This window comes from Cellvibrio sp. KY-GH-1 (assembly GCF_008806975.1).
In the GTDB taxonomy this organism is placed as follows: Bacteria; Pseudomonadota; Gammaproteobacteria; order Pseudomonadales; family Cellvibrionaceae; genus Cellvibrio.
Window position 1 is genome coordinate 4,027,374 of the sequence record NZ_CP031728.1, and the last position, 18,244, is coordinate 4,045,617.

17 protein-coding genes are annotated in these 18,244 nt (G+C 49.2%); all 17 read left to right on the forward strand.

Features of this window, described 5'->3' with window-relative positions:
- Nucleotides 1–137: 137 nt before the first annotated feature.
- The 17 genes from D0C16_RS17020 to D0C16_RS17095 all read left to right on the forward strand — a co-directional run bounded on the left by D0C16_RS17020 (nt 138) and on the right by D0C16_RS17095 (nt 18,241).
- Nucleotides 138–1,547: an ATP-binding protein gene (locus D0C16_RS17020; RefSeq protein ID WP_191968528.1), complete on the forward strand. Its 1,410-nt coding sequence runs from the start codon at nt 138–140 to the stop codon at nt 1,545–1,547.
- Between the two features lie 27 nt (nt 1,548–1,574).
- Nucleotides 1,575–2,255, forward strand: a complete 681-nt coding sequence (locus D0C16_RS17025; RefSeq protein WP_151033461.1) for a response regulator — start codon at nt 1,575–1,577, stop codon at nt 2,253–2,255.
- 114 nt (nt 2,256–2,369) lie between these two features.
- Entirely contained in the window at nt 2,370–2,897 is a 528-nt protein-coding gene (locus tag D0C16_RS17030) for a hypothetical protein (protein WP_151033462.1), read from the forward strand.
- An 81-nt stretch (nt 2,898–2,978) separates the two neighbouring features.
- Nucleotides 2,979–4,046: a DUF4405 domain-containing protein gene (locus tag D0C16_RS17035; protein WP_151033463.1), complete on the forward strand. Its 1,068-nt coding sequence runs from the start codon at nt 2,979–2,981 to the stop codon at nt 4,044–4,046.
- An 87-nt stretch (nt 4,047–4,133) separates the two neighbouring features.
- The gene (gene dmeF / locus D0C16_RS17040; protein ID WP_304487095.1) at nt 4,134–5,165 is read left to right on the forward strand and encodes a CDF family Co(II)/Ni(II) efflux transporter DmeF; all 1,032 of its coding nucleotides are present in this window, start codon (nt 4,134–4,136) and stop codon (nt 5,163–5,165) included.
- Nucleotides 5,166–5,355: 190 nt separating this feature from the next.
- Nucleotides 5,356–5,931 (forward strand): DUF4255 domain-containing protein, encoded by a 576-nt coding sequence (locus tag D0C16_RS17045; RefSeq protein WP_151033464.1) that lies wholly within the window; start codon nt 5,356–5,358, stop codon nt 5,929–5,931.
- Nucleotides 5,932–6,166: 235 nt separating this feature from the next.
- Nucleotides 6,167–6,976: a hypothetical protein gene (locus D0C16_RS17050; protein ID WP_151033465.1), complete on the forward strand. Its 810-nt coding sequence runs from the start codon at nt 6,167–6,169 to the stop codon at nt 6,974–6,976.
- Nucleotides 6,977–6,993: 17 nt separating this feature from the next.
- Nucleotides 6,994–8,742, forward strand: a complete 1,749-nt coding sequence (locus D0C16_RS17055; protein ID WP_151033466.1) for a phage tail sheath C-terminal domain-containing protein — start codon at nt 6,994–6,996, stop codon at nt 8,740–8,742.
- Nucleotides 8,743–8,885: 143 nt separating this feature from the next.
- On the forward strand, nt 8,886–9,344 hold the full coding sequence (locus D0C16_RS17060) for a phage tail protein (protein ID WP_151033467.1): 459 nt from the start codon (nt 8,886–8,888) through the stop codon (nt 9,342–9,344).
- Between the two features lie 19 nt (nt 9,345–9,363).
- Nucleotides 9,364–9,843 carry a phage tail protein gene (locus D0C16_RS17065; protein ID WP_151033468.1) on the forward strand — a complete coding sequence of 160 codons (480 nt, stop codon included), beginning with the start codon at nt 9,364–9,366 and terminating at the stop codon, nt 9,841–9,843.
- A 37-nt stretch (nt 9,844–9,880) separates the two neighbouring features.
- Nucleotides 9,881–10,048 carry a DUF5908 family protein gene (locus D0C16_RS24075; protein WP_191968529.1) on the forward strand — a complete coding sequence of 56 codons (168 nt, stop codon included), beginning with the start codon at nt 9,881–9,883 and terminating at the stop codon, nt 10,046–10,048.
- Between the two features lie 2 nt (nt 10,049–10,050).
- Nucleotides 10,051–10,731: a peptidoglycan-binding protein gene (locus tag D0C16_RS17070; RefSeq protein ID WP_151033469.1), complete on the forward strand. Its 681-nt coding sequence runs from the start codon at nt 10,051–10,053 to the stop codon at nt 10,729–10,731.
- Complete coding sequence (vgrG, locus tag D0C16_RS17075) at nt 10,731–12,521, forward strand: type VI secretion system tip protein VgrG (protein ID WP_225318731.1); 1,791 nt, start codon at nt 10,731–10,733, stop codon at nt 12,519–12,521. Before D0C16_RS17070 ends, vgrG begins: the two co-directional genes overlap by 1 nt.
- A gap of 23 nt (nt 12,522–12,544) precedes the next feature.
- Entirely contained in the window at nt 12,545–12,835 is a 291-nt protein-coding gene (locus tag D0C16_RS17080) for a PAAR domain-containing protein (protein ID WP_151033470.1), read from the forward strand.
- Nucleotides 12,836–13,056: 221 nt separating this feature from the next.
- A complete protein-coding gene (locus D0C16_RS17085; RefSeq protein WP_151033471.1) occupies nt 13,057–13,464 on the forward strand; it encodes a GPW/gp25 family protein in 408 nt (135 codons plus the stop codon).
- Nucleotides 13,465–13,571: 107 nt separating this feature from the next.
- Nucleotides 13,572–17,411 (forward strand): baseplate J/gp47 family protein, encoded by a 3,840-nt coding sequence (locus D0C16_RS17090; protein WP_151033472.1) that lies wholly within the window; start codon nt 13,572–13,574, stop codon nt 17,409–17,411.
- Between the two features lie 47 nt (nt 17,412–17,458).
- Complete coding sequence (locus D0C16_RS17095; protein WP_151033473.1) at nt 17,459–18,241, forward strand: hypothetical protein; 783 nt, start codon at nt 17,459–17,461, stop codon at nt 18,239–18,241.
- The last annotated feature ends 3 nt before the right edge of the window (nt 18,242–18,244 follow it).

An 18,244-nucleotide genomic window follows, 5' to 3' on the forward strand; every position in this document is an offset into this window, starting at 1 on the left:
TCTTCATAGATAAAAATCGACGGCTCCTTCGATAACCCTATTTGAACATCGGCTGGCTGCGCGCAAAAAATTGCGCTAGGATGCGGCTCCAACCTATCCCCTCCCCAGTTCCCAATTCATATCAATATGGATATTTCATGCATCTGACCGTCGGCAAAAAACTGTGGCTGGCATTTGTGGGCACAATTACCTTGTGTGTACTTGCGCTTTATTTATTGCTGCATAACAGCCTCAAGCAAGGATTTCTGGATTACACCTCACAACAGTCAGTGCAGCGGTTGGAGATTTTACGCAGTGCCCTGGCGAGCATTTATCGCGAAGAAGGTTCGTTCGACGCGTTGAAAGCAGATGCGGATCGTTGGCTCAAACTGAAAGACATTATATTTGCAGAAAGTGATGCACTATTTTCCGGTTTGCCCGAAGTTGCCGATGCGGATAGGTCTGCTCACACGGTTTACCGTGAATTTGTTAGCAGTATTAGCCTTGCAGATGTTAACAGGCAGGTAATTCTTGGCGTGGTGAAGCCGGAGCAAGAATTAACCTGGGTTCCGGTTACTGATTTGAATAAGATTATTGGCTTTATCAGTTTTGAAAAACCCAAAGTCGTTACTAATACTCAAGACCAAAATTTTATTGAGCACCAATTTAAAGTGTTCAGTGTTATCAGCCTATTGGTACTGGTGATCGCCACGCTGGTCGCTACATTATTTGCACGCCGTATCAGCCGCCCATTAATGACACTTGCACAAAAAGCCCATGCGCTCGCCTCGGGTGATTACTCCCAGAAAATTCCGGTGACAAGTCGCGACGAAATTGGTCAGGTGTGCAACAGTTTTAATCAACTCAGTGAGGCGCTCGCGGCCAACCAGCAATCGCGCGCGCTCTGGGTGGCCGATATTTCCCACGAAATGCGTACGCCCTTGTCTGTGCTGAAGGTACAAATAGAAGCCATGCAAGATGGCATCAGGCCGGCGAACGCGGAAAATCTGGCGCTGCTTTATGATAAAGCGCTGGGGTTGAGCAAACTGATCGACGATTTGTTTGAGCTTTCATTGTCGGATGTGGGAGCACTTAGCTATCACAAACAAACGATCAATCTGGTGCCGCTACTAAAAACCTGTATCGAACATTTTCAGGCAAAAGCACAGCAAGCAGGCTTGCGCTTGCAGGATCAGCTTGATCACCAACACTCGATATGGATCAGTGCAGACAGGGATCGCCTGCAACAGCTATTTAGCAACCTGTTGGAAAATTCGTTCCGCTATACCCATAGCCCGGGTGCAGTTTCCGTGGCCCTGACCACCAGGGCCACTCATGTCGAAATAACTATCGATGACAGTCCACCGGGTATTGCGCCGGATCAATATGAAAAAGTTTTTGAACGGCTTTACCGCGTGGAAAATTCGCGCAGTCGCCAAACGGGAGGCGCGGGTTTAGGGTTGGCGATTTGCAAAAATATTGTTGAAGCCCATCAGGGCACTATTTCAGCCAATGAATCTGCACTGGGCGGTTTGCAAATTCGTATCAATTTGCCGCTCGTTAAATAACGATTTATTCATCAGGGATATTTGTCGATGTCAGCATTCATTTGCGTAATTGAAGATGAGCCGGATCTAGCCACATTGATGGTGGATTACCTCAAGGCCAACGATTTTCAAACGATCGTGTTTAATCGCGGCGATGAGGCTGATCTGTGGTTGCAGAGTAACAACCCGGATCTGATTTTATTGGATCTCATGCTACCGGGCATGGATGGATTGCAGGTTTGTAAAAACCAACGTCAACGCTCGGCGGTCCCCATCATTATGATGACCGCCAAAACCGAAGAAATAGACCGCTTACTGGGCTTGGAATTAGGTGCGGACGATTATATTTGCAAACCTTATAGTGCTCGCGAAGTAGTCGCGCGGGTCAAGGCTGTGTTGCGTCGCATGTGTGTCAGTGCGCCGGTACCAGCGGGCGCAAAACCCTCGGTGACGCTCGATGAGCAGCGTATGAGTGTCCGCATTTTTGATCAGCCGGTGGAATTGACGAGTGTGGAATTCCAGTTATTTTCCCTGCTTTATTCCCAGCCGGGGAGGATTTTCTCGCGCCAATATATTCTCGACAACATCTATCAGGACTACCGCGTGGTGGGCGATAGAACCGTCGATGGCCACATCAAAAAACTGCGCAAAAAGCTCAATGAAGCCAATGAACAGGTGGAGCTGATCCGCTCCGTCTATGGTTGTGGTTATAAATACGAAGCCCCTTAGGGGCTGAATCCCGCCCGCTCAAAGACACATTTCTTTCACATTTCAAACATTTTCCTTCCCCAATTGTGGCGCAAATTAGCAACTGTAGACCCCACAACCACAGAGGAAAATGCAATGAAAAAGTTAATTATCGCCAGCTTGATCGTAGGTAGTGTTGCTTGTGTAGCCGTAGCATCAAATGCGGATTACACGTCTATGCACGGCAACTGGAGTCAGCATTCAGATGGGAATGACAAGGCGGATTGGAAAAGCGGCCAAAATCGTTTTGTTGAGCAGCTGAACCTTGACCCTGAGCGCGCCGCGAAAATGAATGAGATCCTCAGCTCCTATCGCGAAATCCCGAAACTCTACTTCACTAACCAAACCGATAAAATTCCGGAGTTCCTGGCGCAAAAAGAGGCAGAGCTGGAAGCCCTGTTAACCCCGGAAGAACTGGCGCAATTCAAGCAAGCGTTTGCCGACTGGGCGAAAAAGAAAAATTTCAAATTTATGAATTTCTCGGCTTATCAAGCCCAGCCACAGCTCAATCCCGCGCATGAAATAAAATTGAATGACGACTTGCGTGAAGAAATTCAACAAACCCTGAACCGAGAAATACTGGAACTGCGCAAGCAACTCCATCCGCACACTGTAAATGCTTAATTTTCCGATTGCCATAACTCTGCGCCATATTTGCTAGCCCTGGTAGCAACAGAGTTATGGCACTAATTCCGCGAGCAGATTATGAATATCCGAATTATTTCCAGCATTGTATTGTCAGTTGCCTTTGTCGTCCTGCTGATTACTGGTGTGTTGCTTTATCTCACGCCCTATAATTATTTTGTCGGCTCACTGCATATATGGGGCGCCATTTTATTTCTAGCTTGTATTATTTTTCATTTTAAAAATAACGCCAAGACCTACAAGAATCACATCCAAAAACGTGTTGGCAAATGGGCGATGGCGATTGCTGTACTCGGGCTTGTGCCCATGATAATCGGACTTATGTTTAACATAGCCCCCATCTCATCGGTAGTTCACTTTGGTTACGACCTTAAAAAATCCCAGCAACCCGAAAAACATGAGTATGAAGTGGTAGACCTAACCGCGGATAACACAACACCAGAAACGGGTTCGCCAAACATTGCAACTAGCAAACGCCATACACCTAAACTCAAGGTGTTTTTTAAAGCGGGCCAAGAATACCAATCTGCGCCACAATCGCTATTTTTAAATATTACCTACACCAGCGTGCCGCAAATTGTTGTTTGGATGGAGACACTGGAAGGAAAATATATAGACACACTTTATATAACCGGGAAAACGTCTGACTCCAGTTATCGCTCGAAAGATCCGAAGGTTGACATTGTGCGTCGGCCAGAAGCGTTGCCCTATTGGAGCCACAAACGCGGAATTAAAGCGAACGATGGGCTTTATACTCCCGAGGGCAAAAGTTCAGATCTGGACGGCATCACTGCAGCAACGCCCAAGATGGATTACCAGGTCGCCATGTCAGCGCCGCAAATGGGTCGCTACAAATTAATGGTAGAAGTTAATCGCACCTATGATTTTAACGAGTTCTACAGCAAAACCCGTTTTCCCGATGATGCGATTTACAGCGGCTCAGGTTCATCCGGCCAACCATCGCTAATTTACGAATCCATTATGGACTCACAACAACCAGGACAACATCTATTTACCTTAGTCGGCCATGGTCATCACTCAGGTAAAGACGGCTCGCTCTACTCCGACCTGCACAATATCACTACCGCCAAACAAATCCTGGAATTTATTGTGGCGAGTGTGGAATAGGAAGAAAAACTAATGGTGATAGTATCAGTGGAAAAGACATAGGCAGTGAGTTTGTTTATGATCCCAATACACACTCAAGCTGACCTCATGGTAACTAAACTCCAGGTAACTATGTCTATCACCACCAAAACCTGCCATCACCCCATCCACACCCAAACCAATCCGCTCGCGGAAAAAAATACCCTGCGTGCGGTTGTGCTTACGGCGGTGATGATGGTGTTGGAAATTGTCGGGGGTTGGTATTACCACTCCATGGCACTGCTGGCCGATGGCTGGCATATGAGTTCCCATGTGGTGGCATTGGGTTTGGCGTTGGGTGCTTATGTATTAGCGCGGCGTTACGCGCAGGACGGCCGTTTTAGTTTCGGCACCTGGAAAATGGAAGTGCTGGGCGGTTATACCAGCGCGATTTTATTGGTACTGGTCGCGGTCACTATGATGTACCACTCGGTGGCGCGCTTGCTGGTACCCATGGCGATAGTGTACGACCAGGCAATTATGTTGGCGGCAATCGGATTGGTGGTGAATTTGGTTTGTGCCTGGTGGTTAAAAGACGGGCATCACCATCATCACGGTCATGCACAGCATCACCATGAACACGCACATCATGGCCACGATCACGATCACGATCACGATCACGATCACGATCACGATCACGATCACGATCACGAACATGAGCACCATCACGAAGATTTAAATTTGCGCGCAGCCTATACCCATGTGTTGGCTGACGCGCTGACTTCACTGCTGGCGATTTTTGCATTGTTGGGCGGTAAATTTTTTGGTGCCGATTGGCTCGACCCGGTGATGGGAATTGTGGGTTCCGTTCTGGTGGCGGTCTGGGCGTTTGGTTTATTGCGCGATACCGGCCGGGCCTTGCTCGATGCCGAAATGGATGCGCCGGTAGTGGATGAAATTCGTGCAGTGATTGCGCAGTTGCCGGTTGCGGCAGAATTAAAAGATTTGCATGTCTGGCGCGTTGGTGCGGGGCAATACGCTTGTGCATTGGCGGTGAGAATTCCGTCGGACACGATCGGTATTGATGCAGGGTTTCTTAAACAGCAGCTCGCCATTCACGAAGAGCTGGTCCATATCACCGTTGAATTAACGACGCATTAAGCGCAAAAAACATTCAATCATGTCGGTGCTGTAATAGGCTGTAATCCAGTTTGTCGTCTGAATCAACGCAAATATTTTTGTGACGCTGTTTGTATTAAAAAAAGAACAAGACCGCAAAAATTTTTGTGCTACCATCCAAGCAATTCGCAATTGTTAGACCAAAACGACATAACACAGGTCAGGTGCACAGGTGATTCAGGCGGCGATTAACCATTTGGCAGTTCAGCTGAATGCGTACCTCAAACGCACTAACAATCTCACAGAAGATATTGTGGTGGTGTCCAGCCTGGTGGAAAGCGATGGTAACGTCGCGGCCAACACCAACAATAAATTGGTGTTATTCCTCACCAACATTGAGAAAGATCCTGTGCCGCAAGCCAATGCCGTGCGCGCCACCGGTTTTGATGGCCGCGCCCTGGTTGGCAGTCGTTCGCTGTATTTAAATTTGTATGTGATGCTCGCGGCAAATTTCAGTGGCAGTAATTATCCGGAAGCGCTGAAGTTTATTTCCAAAGCCATCGCATTTTTTCAGATGCAACCGGTGTTCGATAAACAATCGACACCGGATCTGGATTCCCGCATCGATAAACTCGTATTGGATATCGAGAACCTGAATATTCAGGATTTAAGTAATCTCTGGGGTTTATTGGGCGGGAAATACCTTCCCTCCGTTTACTATCGCGTGCGCATGGTAAGCATCAACCCAGACAATGTAATTGCACAGTTGCCTTATGCGACTCGTCCGCAAAGCGATGTGCGCGGTTAATTGAAGAATTTGGCCTTTTCCATTTTATTGTTGCGGACACGCCGTGAATACCCTTCGGGCCTACCCGCAATAAATTGCGGTCGTTTCGTGCGCGCAAAACATGTTTTGCTTTATGCGCACTACACCCCTGTAGGCTAATCGTTGGCGTCCCGCCTCCGATTGCCTGCAACAATAAAATGGAATAAGCCAAATTAGCGGTTAATGATTCGATCCTAATTTCGCAAAGGACATTGTTGTGGCGCAGTTTAAACCTGTATTCACATTGGAAGTCGCCCATGCATTTTTTGCTGATGGGCGCTGCTCGCAATTGCAGTTTGTACCCAGTGCGGCAACTGAGCGCTTGTTGCGTCGCTATCAATTATTGGTGCGCCATAACGAGGTTGGCTTTTCTATTATTGCGGATTTGGAAAAAGCGATAGCGCCGGACGAGGATGAATCGGTACTGCGTTTTAACGCCTATGCCCAGGATAACTATTTTAGTTTTTACACCGCAGAAACCGAAGGCTTATATACGCCGCTCTACGCGAGCACCCGGCATATTACAGCGGATAACAGCAGCCTTGAATTGCAGCGCGAAGCACCGCCACAATTGCAAAGCGAATATTCGGCGCGGGTAAAGCCGGGGACACGCACTCCGGTTTTAGTGGTCGATATAGATTTAAACGACAGCGCAATTGAAGCTGCCAAAACCGGCGCTGCGGCGCTGCGTTACTTGCGCTTTGGAACGCGCGAACTTTATTGGAAATATTATTTTTTTGGCGAGCTGGCGAAACTGGAGTTGGACATCCATGATGTAGGTTCGCCGCAGGCAATCGTGTTTGATGAAAGCGATGAACCTGTCGCTAAAAATGGTAAAGCATTTATATCGCAAGTTCCTATTGCGATGAATAGCGAACCCAAACAACGTTTCCAATTAAAGGATAAAAATAATTCAGGCAAGATTTTGATCAAGCGTTTACCCAACGCAGGAATTAATTTGATCAGCAAGAGCAGGAACCTCAAGGGGCAGCAAATTCTTGTTGCAGAAATTTATGTCAATCAATAGCACTGAAAGGAACCCATATGGCTGGCGCGTATAAAACACCCGGCGTCTACATTGTCGAAAAAGACGCTTTCCCCAATTCTGTTGTTGAAGTTGCAACAGCTGTTCCGGCGTTTATCGGTTACACCGAATTTGCCGACAACAAAGGCAAGAGCTTGCATGAAAAGCCTTGGCGTATTTCGTCCATGGCGGAATTCATCAGCTATTTCGGTGGCCCACCGCCCGCGAAATTTGACATAAAACGCAAACAAAAAGAGTTGCCTGCCGGCACTACCGCAACTGCCCCAACCGCACCGACGGCGCCCACTGCTCCAGCTAGCGATGCAACTGTTGCTGAAAAGCAGGCGTATGCCGCGGCCAAAGAAAAATATGACATCGATAAAGCGAAATATGATGCGGCTACCAGTATCGACGGCGTGAGCTTGAACCAGGACGTATTTAGCGCGAAAGAAGAAGACTTCGCCTACGGCAAGAGCGATAAATATTTCCTCACGCTCGATGGTTCCTACTATTTGTTGTACCGCAGCATGATGCTGTTTTTCCAAAACGGCGGCGGTGCTTGCTATGTGGTATCTGTTGGTACCTACAGTGAAAAAGAAATTACTGTAGATGCGTTGACGCGCGGCATTGAGCCGCTGAAAAAAGAACAGGAACCCACCATGGTGGTAATTCCGGAAGCTGTGTCATTGGGAACAAAAAGCACAGTGACTGATCCCAAAGATCCTGCGTATGGCATTGTGAATGGCGCTGACTGTTTTGCATTGCAACAGGCGATGGTGAGCCATTGCGGTTACGAAATGAAAAACCGCTTCGCCATCCTCGATGTATTTGGCGGCTTCCAGGACAATCGCGATAACGAGTGTATTGATACTTTCCGCAATCAAATGGCCACCAACTTCCCGGCCTTTAGCGCGGTTTATTATCCCTGGTTAAATACCTCGATTATGCCCGTCTCGGCCTTGTCGTTCGGCAATTTAACTGCTGATGGTTTGACTGCACTGGTGAGCTTGTTAACGCTGGAAGTGCTGGAGACCGTACCCGCGAAAAAACAACAGAGCATCCTGGACGAAATTAAAAAGCTGACCAGCCTGAGTACTCTGGATGACACCAAAAAGAATGAGCTGCATAAAACCCTGAGTGCGGTTTGCCCGCTGTATAACAGTGTGCTCGCGGGTATTCAGCAAAAATTGAATTTATTGCCACCCAGCGCCGCAATGGCTGGTATCTACACCATGGTGGATAACACCCGCGGTGTATGGAAAGCGCCGGCGAACGTCAGCCTGAGTGCGGTGAATTCACCTACGGTAAATATTAACCACGAAGAGCAAGAAGATTTGAACGTGAATACGGCGGGCAAATCGGTGAATGCGATTCGCACCTTTATCGGTGAAGGCACCCTGGTGTGGGGCGCGCGTACCCTCGATGGCAACAGCCTGGATTGGCGTTACATCAACGTACGTCGCACCATGATTATGTTGGAAGAGTCGGTGCGTCTGGCCACTAAAGCCTATGTGTTTGAACCTAACGTGGCGAACACCTGGGTCACTATCAAGAGCATGATCAGCAACTTCCTCAACAGTGTATGGAAGCGCGGTGGTTTGGCAGGTTCGAGCCCGGAAGATGCATTCAGCGTGCACGTAGGTCTGGGTGAAACCATGACGGCTGAAGATATTCTTGAAGGCATTTTGCGTGTAACTGTGTTGGTGGCGCTGAGCCGTCCAGCGGAATTTATCGAGATCACCTTCCAGCAACAAATGCAGAAGTCTTGATCGAGGCTTGATGGTCTCTTGATCGATAAATGACAAACAGACGCAGGGTCCAGGCACCTTGCTGCGAAATTAACGTGCGGCTTTTAAACACTAAAAATCGCACAAGAAATGTTAACCATTGATTAATTAAGGCAGAGATAATCATGGCAGAAGACGGCTCAACACAATCAGCCAACATATGGCCACTCCCCAAGTTCCACTTTGAAGTTAAGTGGGACTCCAATGTAATGTCTTTCCAGGAAGTAAGCGGTTTGGATATCCAATCCGAAGAAATTAAATATCGCGCCGGCGACAGCAAAGTATTCTCGGTTGTAAAAATGCCGGGCATGGTGAAATTCGGAAACGTCACCATGAAAAAAGGCGTGTTCAAAGGCGATAACAAATTTTGGGATTGGCTCAACCAGATCAAACTCAACACCATTAAGCGCGTACCCGTCACCATCAGCCTGCTGGATGAATCCAGTGCGCCAACCATGGTGTGGACCCTCAAAAATGCCTGGCCCACCAAAATTTCTTCTACTGATTTGAAAGCAGAAGGCAACGAAGTGGCCATCGAGAGCATTGAAATTGTTCACGAAGGTTTGACCATCGCCAACGGTTAAGCGTGAGTGATTAATTAACATGCCTGCAAAGTCAGCAGCAAATACAGAAGGCGGTTTTTATCCGCCTTCTGCGTTTTATTTCAAAGTAGTTTTTGGCAATAGCGCGAACAGTCCCGATGCGTCTTTTCAAGATGTATCGGGTATTAGCAGTGAAATGTCAGTCGAGGAAGTCACCGAAGGTGGAGAGAATCGCTTTGTACATAAACTGCCGCGCGGGGTGAAAAATCCCAACCTTGAATTAAAACGCGGTATAGCGGCATCAACCTCGCCGTTGGTGACCTGGTGTCAGTCGGTGTTTGAAGGCGGACTAAATGTCGCCATAGTGCCGCAAACCATTCGCGTTTATTTGCTGGATGAAAACGCCGCACCACTGCGCGGTTGGGTATTTGTTAATGCATTTCCGGTGAAGTGGGAAGTGGAAAGTTTTAACTCCACCAAAAATGAAGTTGCCATCGAAAAAATTTCATTCAGTTACAACTATTCCAAGCGCATTAAATAGCGCAGAGCGCAATTCCCGATTAGTGGAATGAGTGATTATGGCCATAGAAATTAAACAGTTACTGATTAAATCCAGTGTTGCGGATGATGTGCATCAGGAAGATAACTCCCGCGCCCAGGTTTCTGCCGACACCATCAAGTATGAAGTGCTTGAGGAGTGTCGCCGTTTAATTCAGGAAATGCTGAACGATAAAGGACAGCGTTAACCATGCCAGTGTCATCCGGTACCAAAACCAAATTAAAAATTTCACCGTGCGACGTGAGCAATGGCGTAGCAACGGTGAATGGCGATACGCCGTTTGAAGCGCTGATCAATCCGGAGGAATACACGCATTTCTCCTACATCGAGTACGCCGACAACAAAGCGCAAGGTGGCGCGGGCGGCGAAAAGAAATACGCGCGCACCAAACCCGATCGCGTGGAATTTAAAGAAATGGTGTTGGACGGTACTGGCGTAGTGCCCGGCACCAGCACCAGCGTATTGCAGCAGGTCGCGCTCTTGCGCAAAGTGGCGTACAAGTACGACGGCACCGAACATGAGCCGCCGGTTGTGGAAGTGTGCTGGGGGCCAATGTTGTTCAAAGCGCGCCTCGAATCGCTCGATGTTAAATACACCTTGTTTAAGCCCAGCGGTGAGCCGTTACGCGCACGTATCACGTTAAAATTTTCGGCCTTCACCACTAACGAAGAAGTATTTCGTTCGGCGAGTATGGAATCGCCGGATCTCACGCACCTCGTGGAAGTCAAAGCGGGCGATACCCTACCACTGCTGTGTCATCGCATTTATAAAGACAGCAGCTATTACCTGGCCGTTGCCGAATTTAATCATCTCCGCAATTTTCGCGCGCTGGTTCCTGGTCAGCTGCTGCGTTTTCCTCCGCTGGTGTAATGATGGCCGTCTCTCCCTTAACAGATGCCAGCGGTGTAGTCAGCTTCACGATTTTGGTGAATGGCACGGCGCTTTCCACCAGCATTGAAATTATTTCGATCGATATTAGCGCCTGGGTGAATCGCATTAACACCGCGACGCTGGTGTTAAACGATGGCGATATGCCAGAGGCAAAATTTCCCAACAGTGACAGCGCCACTTTTGTGCCGGGCGCCACCATAAAAATCCAGTTGGGTTATGACCAGACAGTGACCGATATTTTTTCCGGCATTATTATTAAGCACTCGGTAAAAATTTCCGGCAAAAATGATGCGCGTTTGGTAGTGGAATGCAAAGACAAAGCGCTGGCTATGACAGTGGGGCGCAAAAACGCCAATTATATCGATAAAAAAGACAGCGATATTATCACCACCCTGATTGGCAATGCCGGCCTTACGGCCACTGTTACCGCGACCACGTTTCAACATAAAGAGCTGGTGCAATTTTACAGCAGCGATTGGGATTTTATGCTCGCGCGTGCCGAAGCGAATGGCATGCTGGTTACGCTCGATGCGGGCACCGTAACGGTTGCTCCACCCGCCGTCACCAGCGCTGCCGTACTGACCGTTACCTATGGTATGGATTTAATCGAATTTAATGCCGAATTGGATGCGCGCCATCAGTACAGCAATGTCACCAGCAATGGTTGGGATCTGGCGAGTCAGGCATTGCTGCAGCAAACCGCTGCACCGGAAGCGCTGAATGAACAGGGCAATATCACCTCGGCCACACTTGCCAGCGTATTAGCGGTGAGTGATTTCCGTCTGCAAAGTACTATCCCGCAAGACAGCAGTTTGCTCACCTCCTGGGCCAAGGCCCAACAATTAAAATCCGGTTTGGCGCGCATTCGCGGTTACGTCAGTTTCCAAGGCAGTGCGCTGGCAAAGCCCGGTGTAATTATTGAATTAGCGGGTGTTGGCGATCGCTTTAATGGCAGCGCATTTGTCAGCGGCGTGCATCACCGCGTTGCAGATGGCAATTGGATTACCCGCACTGAATTTGGTATGTCGCCCAATTGGTTTACCGAGGCCAATGAATTGGAAGCACCGCTCGCCGCTGGCTTGAATGCGGGCATCAACGGTTTGCATGTCGGCACAGTGATGAAGTTGGATGCAGACCCGGAAAGCCAATACCGCATTCAGGTTTCTATTCCGGAGATGAGTGCAGCCACCGATGGCTTTTGGGCGCGGTTAGCGAATTTTTATTCATCCAATACGTTTGGTGCATTTTTTCTCCCTGAAATTGGCGACGAAGTGGTGTTGGGATTTTTTAATGGCGATCCCTCGCACCCGGTAATACTCGGCAGTTTGTATTCCAGCAAAAACAAACCCGCCTATGAACCGGAAGCGGCGAACAACACCAAGGCGTTGGTGACGCGCACCAATATGAAAGTGGAATTCAATGAAGAGAAAAAAATCATCACCATCATCACGCCGGCGAACAACCAAATTGTAATTAGCGATGACGGTAAATCGATTTTATTGCAGGATCAAAATAGCAACAAAGTCACCCTGGATACCGCCGGCATCACGCTCGATAGTCCCAAAGATATTACGCTCAAGGCGCAGGGGAAAATTGTGCTTAATGCGACGGGCAATATAGAGGCTACGTCGCAAATGGATATCAAGCAAACCGGTTTAAATATTACCGCCACCGCCAATATTGGTTTTACCGCGAAAGGCAGTGCGACGGCGGAAGTGTCAGCAGCAGGGCAAACCACCATCAAGGGTGCCTTGGTGATGATTAACTAAATTATTTTTTGCGGAAAAAAATTATGCCACCAGCAGCGCGAATTACCGACATGCACGCCTGCCCTATGTTCACCGGGCCGGTACCCCATGTGGGCGGGCCAATTAGCGGCCCCTGTGTGCCCAATGTATTGATTGGCAGTTTGCCGGCGGCAGTGGTGGGCGATATGTGTGTGTGCGTTGGGCCGCCGGATTCAATTGTAAAAGGCTCTGCGACAGTGTTGATCGCCGGTCGACCCGCTGCGCGCATGGGTGATAGCACCGCGCATGGCGGCAATATTGTATTGGGAATGCCGACAGTAATTATTGGTGGTTGATGAAAATCTCTAAAGCGAAGAACAATGGTTAATACAAAACCGTATGAGGCATGGATGCCGATTCGAGCCTACAGGGGTGTAGTGTGCAAATAGCAAAATATATTTTGCGCACACGGAACGACCGCAATTTATTGCGGGCAGGCCCCGAAGGGTATTTACGGCGAGTTTTGGATTAAGCATTGTTCTTCGCTTCGCACCAAGTGAATGATTGAGGACAACTTATGCACTCAAAATCGTTTCTCGGAACTGGCTGGAGTTTTCCGCCGGCGTTTACCAGCAATGGTTTGGTCACGGTATCGGCCGAGCAGGATATTTATGAAAGCTTGTGGATTTTATTATCCACCTCCCCCGGCGAGCGGGTAATGCAGCCGGCCTACGGATGTGGTTTGAAAGCCCATGTATTCGACAATCTCGATGAAAGCAGTTTTGCCGTTATGCGCGACCTGGTAGAAAAAGCGATTTTGTTTTTTGAGCCGCGTGTGACGGTGGAAAATATCGACATTAACGATGACGATTATCTGGAAGGAAAAGTACAACTGAACATCGCTTATCGAGTGCGCTCCACCAACAACCGCTACAACTTGGTGTATCCATTTTATATCTACGAAGCCAGCAACGTTTCAATCTAGCAATATTTGCCCGGTCCGCTTGTTTAAACAAGACATTCAATCAAGGAAAACGCAAGGAACACTAGTAGTCGCACTATGAAATTTACTCCGGCACATAGAGGCCACTGATGGCAGAGTTACAACCCGCCAACAAGCCTGCCCTGCAGCTGCATGTCCGCGATGGCATGAGTCAGCAGCGCCGCGATTTGCCGGCGTTGCGCCGGGGCTATTTCAACGTGGACGAAATGAGCCTGGAAGAACTGCTGACCCAAATGCAGGACTATGCGCGTCTGGTGCAAATGCCCGGCGTGGATTTTCCCACCGATGAAATTGACCCGGTGTTATTTGCGCGCGATGAAATTATTGTCATGGCGCAAATACTGGCGGTAAATACCCATGCGCTGGAACAACAATTTAAAGCGCGCCTCCATCAGGAATTGGGTGAGCTTGAATGGATAGTAACTGAAGCAAAGAACCCTGCTTCCGTTTCCGGCCTGGCCTGTTTAATTGATCGCTGGTGGAATTTATTGCGCCATGCCCAAAGCCCCGCAGGCGAGGCCATGCACGGTTTGCTGGAAAGTGTGATTCGCGGCTTAGCGCGCGAGTTTGTGCGCATCTACGGTGCTATGCCCGAACGCATTAAACAATCGCGTAATTTATCTGAACCCTTTGTGCAGTTGATGGTGGATGAAGCCGGCCAATGGGCTGAGCCGAAACAGGGGTTGGATGAAATGGCATTGCGCTCCATTTACGCCTCACTGCTGAAAGCAGTGAATATGGCGCAGGCTGGCGCGCGCACGCATCTATCGCCTTCCATGCACAGCCAGAACCACGACCCGGCGCTGGCATTGCGCGTGGTGTTTGCGCGTTTGTATCAACAGCTGCAACACCGGGTTAATCAGTTTACGCTCAACTTTATTGATTTTTATTTTAACCAGGTGTTGCAAGCCCGGGCGCGCCCGGCCCAATCGGATTCAGTATATTTGGTGATGGGGCCGGGCGTACGCGAACGCTATATTCCGCTACCCAAAGGCACTGAATTTTTTGCCGGCATCGACAGCGCCAGTCGCGATATTGTTTACACCAGTGATGAAGACACATTAGTCACCGATGCCGAAGTCAAATCCCTGTACAGTTTATTTTTTCCGCGCGTTAATTTGGATTTGCGCTCCAAAACGATTTTGAGCGAGCGTGAATCGCTGCAGGCAACTGCTGAGAATAATGCCCTGGAGTCAGGCAAAACGGCAGGTGTTACCAAACGCAATCTGGTCAAGCTGGCGGATGGTGGCTGGTTGAATCAGATCAGCGCTGAACCACGCGCAGACAAAAAGCAGCGCGATAAATTTATCGCCCAACCATTTTTAGGCGAACCGCGTATCGACATCAGCGGTGATGGCCGCACCGGGGATTTTGCGCAAGCGGCGCGCCTTGGGTTTGCGGTGGCGAGCCAGGTACTATTGCTGCGCGAAGGCCAGCGGAATATTACCATTGATCTGGTGTTTGAAAGCTTGCGCGCCCAGCCCTGGAGCAAGCTCGCGAATATTCTGCGTCACTTGCCCAACATCAAAGATTCCATTGCCGATGACAAAGCGAAATTTTTTGCCTACTTCAGCAAAATGTTTCAAATCAGTTTAACCACGGCGGATGGTTGGCTGGAAATTCCAGAATACAAACCTGCCTATCAGGCAACAGATGCACAGGTGAAAGCCAACAGCGTGCGCCTGGAGTTTGCCCTGCCAGAAAATGCACCGGCGGTTGCACCCTATAACGCGAGCATTCATGGCGACCAGCTCACCACCATTTTACCGGTTTTGCGCTGCACACTGCGCGAAAACTATTTGCAATATCCTTACGACATAGTACGTCAGCTGGTGCTGCGCGAAGTGCGTATTCGTGTGGATGTGAGCGGCTGTAGCGATCTGTTGTTGCACAATAATATTGGCCAACTTTCACCGCTCTCGCCCTTTCAGCCGTTTGGTCCCATGCCGGAAATTGGTTCCTATTTTGTGGTAGGCCACGAAGAGACGCGCAGCAAACAATTGCTCGACTGGAATCTGGATATTGAATGGAGTGGTTTGCCCGGCGTCGTTAACGGATTTTCGCGTTGGTACGAAGGCTATTTAATCGCGCGCGACAATAATCAATTCGTGGTAAATGCCAGTGTGTTGGCCGATGGTCGCTGGCAATCAGCGCCCCAGACCTTTCCATTGTTTTCGTTGCAAGTGAAAAATGGCAGTGCTTATTTAAAAGCAGAACACAATCTCTCGGCGAACAGTGCTATTCCTTTTGCGAGTCAGGATGTAATAACCGAAAAGCAACGCAGCTTCGTCTACTCGCCACTGCTGCGCAACGGTTTATTTAAATTCACCTTACAAGGCCCCATTGGCGCATTTGGCCAGCGCGAGTACACCAACTTGTTGGCGGAAGTGCTGACCCACAACACGCGCGTAAAACATCCGCGTTTTGCGCGACCTGTACCCAATTTGCCCTACACGCCCGAAATTAACAGCATTCGCCTGAATTATTCAGCGCATTCGGTGATTACCCTGGCCGACACCAGCCGTGCCGAAAACGCGCTGAGCAAAGAACAATACTTTCATTTGCATCCGCTCGGCTGGGAAATGATCTCGCCCCTGCGTCATGCGCGGCTGTATTTTTTACCGCAATACGCGCAAGCCGGCTCGCTGTTTATCGGTATAGACGCGAGTGATATCCAACAATTGAGTTTACTATTTCATTTAAAAAATAATTCGCTACCCATTGATGATGCGAAACTGGCAAGCCTGAATCAGGACAACAAAAGTGTGTTGCGTTCGGCGAGTGATTTGATCAGCTGGCATTACCTGAGTGAAAACCAGTGGCGCCCTATGGATGTGCGCAACATCCTCAGTGATTCCACCCAGGGCTTTATGACCTCGGGCATAGTGTCGCTATTGATGCCGGAAAAAATGACGCGCGGCAACACCATTATGCCGGGCGATCTGTTTTGGCTGAAAATTACTGCCGATTATTGCCTTGCGCATTTTAGTGAAATTTTTTCTGTCTACGCGCAAGCCGTAAAAGCCAGCTGGGTGGCGGGCGATCATCCACCGGCCGCGCAGCCCATGCAGTTGGCCGCCGATTCCATTAAGCGCCCGCGGCAAACTATCGCTGGAATTAACGGCGTAATTCAAATCAGCAATTCCTTTGGCGGTGTGCCGGCAGAAAGTGAAGCGCATTTGCGCCGGCGCATGAGCGAACGCTTGCGCCATAAAAATCGCGCACTTGCCCCGCTCGATTATGAAATGCTGATTCTGGAAGCATTCCCGCAAGTTTACAAAGTGAAATGTTTTGCCAACCTGCGCGCCGATGCGGACGAGCCGATTTGTCCTGGCCATATTTTAATTATTGTGGTGCCCCACCCGGACCCCAATGATGCACACAACTATCAGCCCTATTTCGACGGCCACAGCATTTTAGCGATGCGCGAATTCGTGCAAGCGCTCGCGCCTGAGGCAGTAAAAATTGCGGTGGAAAACCCTCTCTACGAACAAATTCAGGTGCGCTGCGCGGTGCACTTTCGCAAAGGCCTGCACGCTGGGCGTCACCAGAATTTATTAAATCAGGCGCTGTGCGATTATTTATCGCCCTGGTCAGCGGAAGGTAATTATGTGCACTTTGGCTGGAGCCTGAGCGAGCAGGAAATTAAATCTTTTATCCAGAATCTGGATTACATAGACCACGTAACCGATTTTTCACTCCTGCGCATTGCCCCGCGCAGCGACGGTTTATTTTTGCTGAACGACACGGCGGCCAATGCGCAGCCGGGTGAAATTAACCACACTTTTAAACCCACCTATTACTGGAGCACCGCTGTGCCAATCAGCCAACACTATTTGTTGACCACGGATTTGCACAACCAGATTAAAGCGGAGCGCACCGGTGTGGATGAACTGGAAGTGGGCAGTACCTTTATTATTTCTGAATAGCCAAACAGATTGTTGCCAACAACCCTGAGTAACTGACGGATTGCATTATGGAAAAGCTCGATAGAAACGCGCTTAAAAATAAATTCAGACGCGGCAAAATGCCCTCGGAACAGGACTTTTCCAATTTAATCGATTCCATGGTGAATATCCTCGAGGAAGGTTTTGATAAAACCAGCCGCGACGGCTTAAAAATTTCGCAGCTCATGGGCTCGGGGCGACTGCTGAGTTTTTATAAAAATATTGCGGTTGAAAGCCCGCAGTGGTTTATGGAACTGGGCAATGGCGACAACCAGCTACACATAGGCACACCGGCAGCACCGCACGTGATTAGTTTGTACAGTCACAGCGCGCTGGAAAATACTAATTCGCTGCGTGTGGCGGTGGGCATTAACAAAGAAAATCCACAGTACACACTGGATGTTGAAGGCACAGTGGCAGCGAGCGGCCGCGTAGGTAAAGCGGGTGAATTTCCGGTTCCGGCCGATGGCGAATGGCACGATATCACCAGCCCGCTAACCGGCTGCGAAGTGTTTGAAGTGGTCGCCGGGGTAGGCGGTCAGGATTCAGATGGCAAATACGCATTGATCCATGCGCGCGCCATGAATGCGTTTAATGGCAAAGGCAGCATCGAAACCCAGCACGCGTTTTTTGGCAATAAATGCAATCGCCTGGAATTGCGCTGGCTGGCGGCGCCGGAACTCGGGCAATTTCATTACAAGTTGCAGCTGCGCAGCCAATGTTCCTACGGCAAGGATATCTGGATTCACTACCACCTTTCCCGTCAGTGGTTTGATCCATTAATGATGAATAGCAATCGCGCACCGGAGTAATTG

Coding starts and splice junctions, on each gene's coding strand:
- D0C16_RS17080 (WP_151033470.1), top strand. CDS start 12,545: ATGCCACCAGCAGCGCGAATTACCGACATGCACGCCTGCCCTATGTTC.
- vgrG (WP_225318731.1), top strand. CDS start 10,731: ATGATGGCCGTCTCTCCCTTAACAGATGCCAGCGGTGTAGTCAGCTTC.
- D0C16_RS17095 (WP_151033473.1), top strand. CDS start 17,459: ATGGAAAAGCTCGATAGAAACGCGCTTAAAAATAAATTCAGACGCGGC.
- dmeF (WP_304487095.1), top strand. CDS start 4,134: ATGGTAACTAAACTCCAGGTAACTATGTCTATCACCACCAAAACCTGC.
- D0C16_RS17090 (WP_151033472.1), top strand. CDS start 13,572: ATGGCAGAGTTACAACCCGCCAACAAGCCTGCCCTGCAGCTGCATGTC.
- D0C16_RS17030 (WP_151033462.1), top strand. CDS start 2,370: ATGAAAAAGTTAATTATCGCCAGCTTGATCGTAGGTAGTGTTGCTTGT.
- D0C16_RS17055 (WP_151033466.1), top strand. CDS start 6,994: ATGGCTGGCGCGTATAAAACACCCGGCGTCTACATTGTCGAAAAAGAC.
- D0C16_RS17035 (WP_151033463.1), top strand. CDS start 2,979: ATGAATATCCGAATTATTTCCAGCATTGTATTGTCAGTTGCCTTTGTC.
- D0C16_RS17065 (WP_151033468.1), top strand. CDS start 9,364: ATGCCTGCAAAGTCAGCAGCAAATACAGAAGGCGGTTTTTATCCGCCT.
- D0C16_RS24075 (WP_191968529.1), top strand. CDS start 9,881: ATGGCCATAGAAATTAAACAGTTACTGATTAAATCCAGTGTTGCGGAT.
- D0C16_RS17020 (WP_191968528.1), top strand. CDS start 138: ATGCATCTGACCGTCGGCAAAAAACTGTGGCTGGCATTTGTGGGCACA.
- D0C16_RS17060 (WP_151033467.1), top strand. CDS start 8,886: ATGGCAGAAGACGGCTCAACACAATCAGCCAACATATGGCCACTCCCC.
- D0C16_RS17085 (WP_151033471.1), top strand. CDS start 13,057: ATGCACTCAAAATCGTTTCTCGGAACTGGCTGGAGTTTTCCGCCGGCG.
- D0C16_RS17025 (WP_151033461.1), top strand. CDS start 1,575: ATGTCAGCATTCATTTGCGTAATTGAAGATGAGCCGGATCTAGCCACA.
- D0C16_RS17070 (WP_151033469.1), top strand. CDS start 10,051: ATGCCAGTGTCATCCGGTACCAAAACCAAATTAAAAATTTCACCGTGC.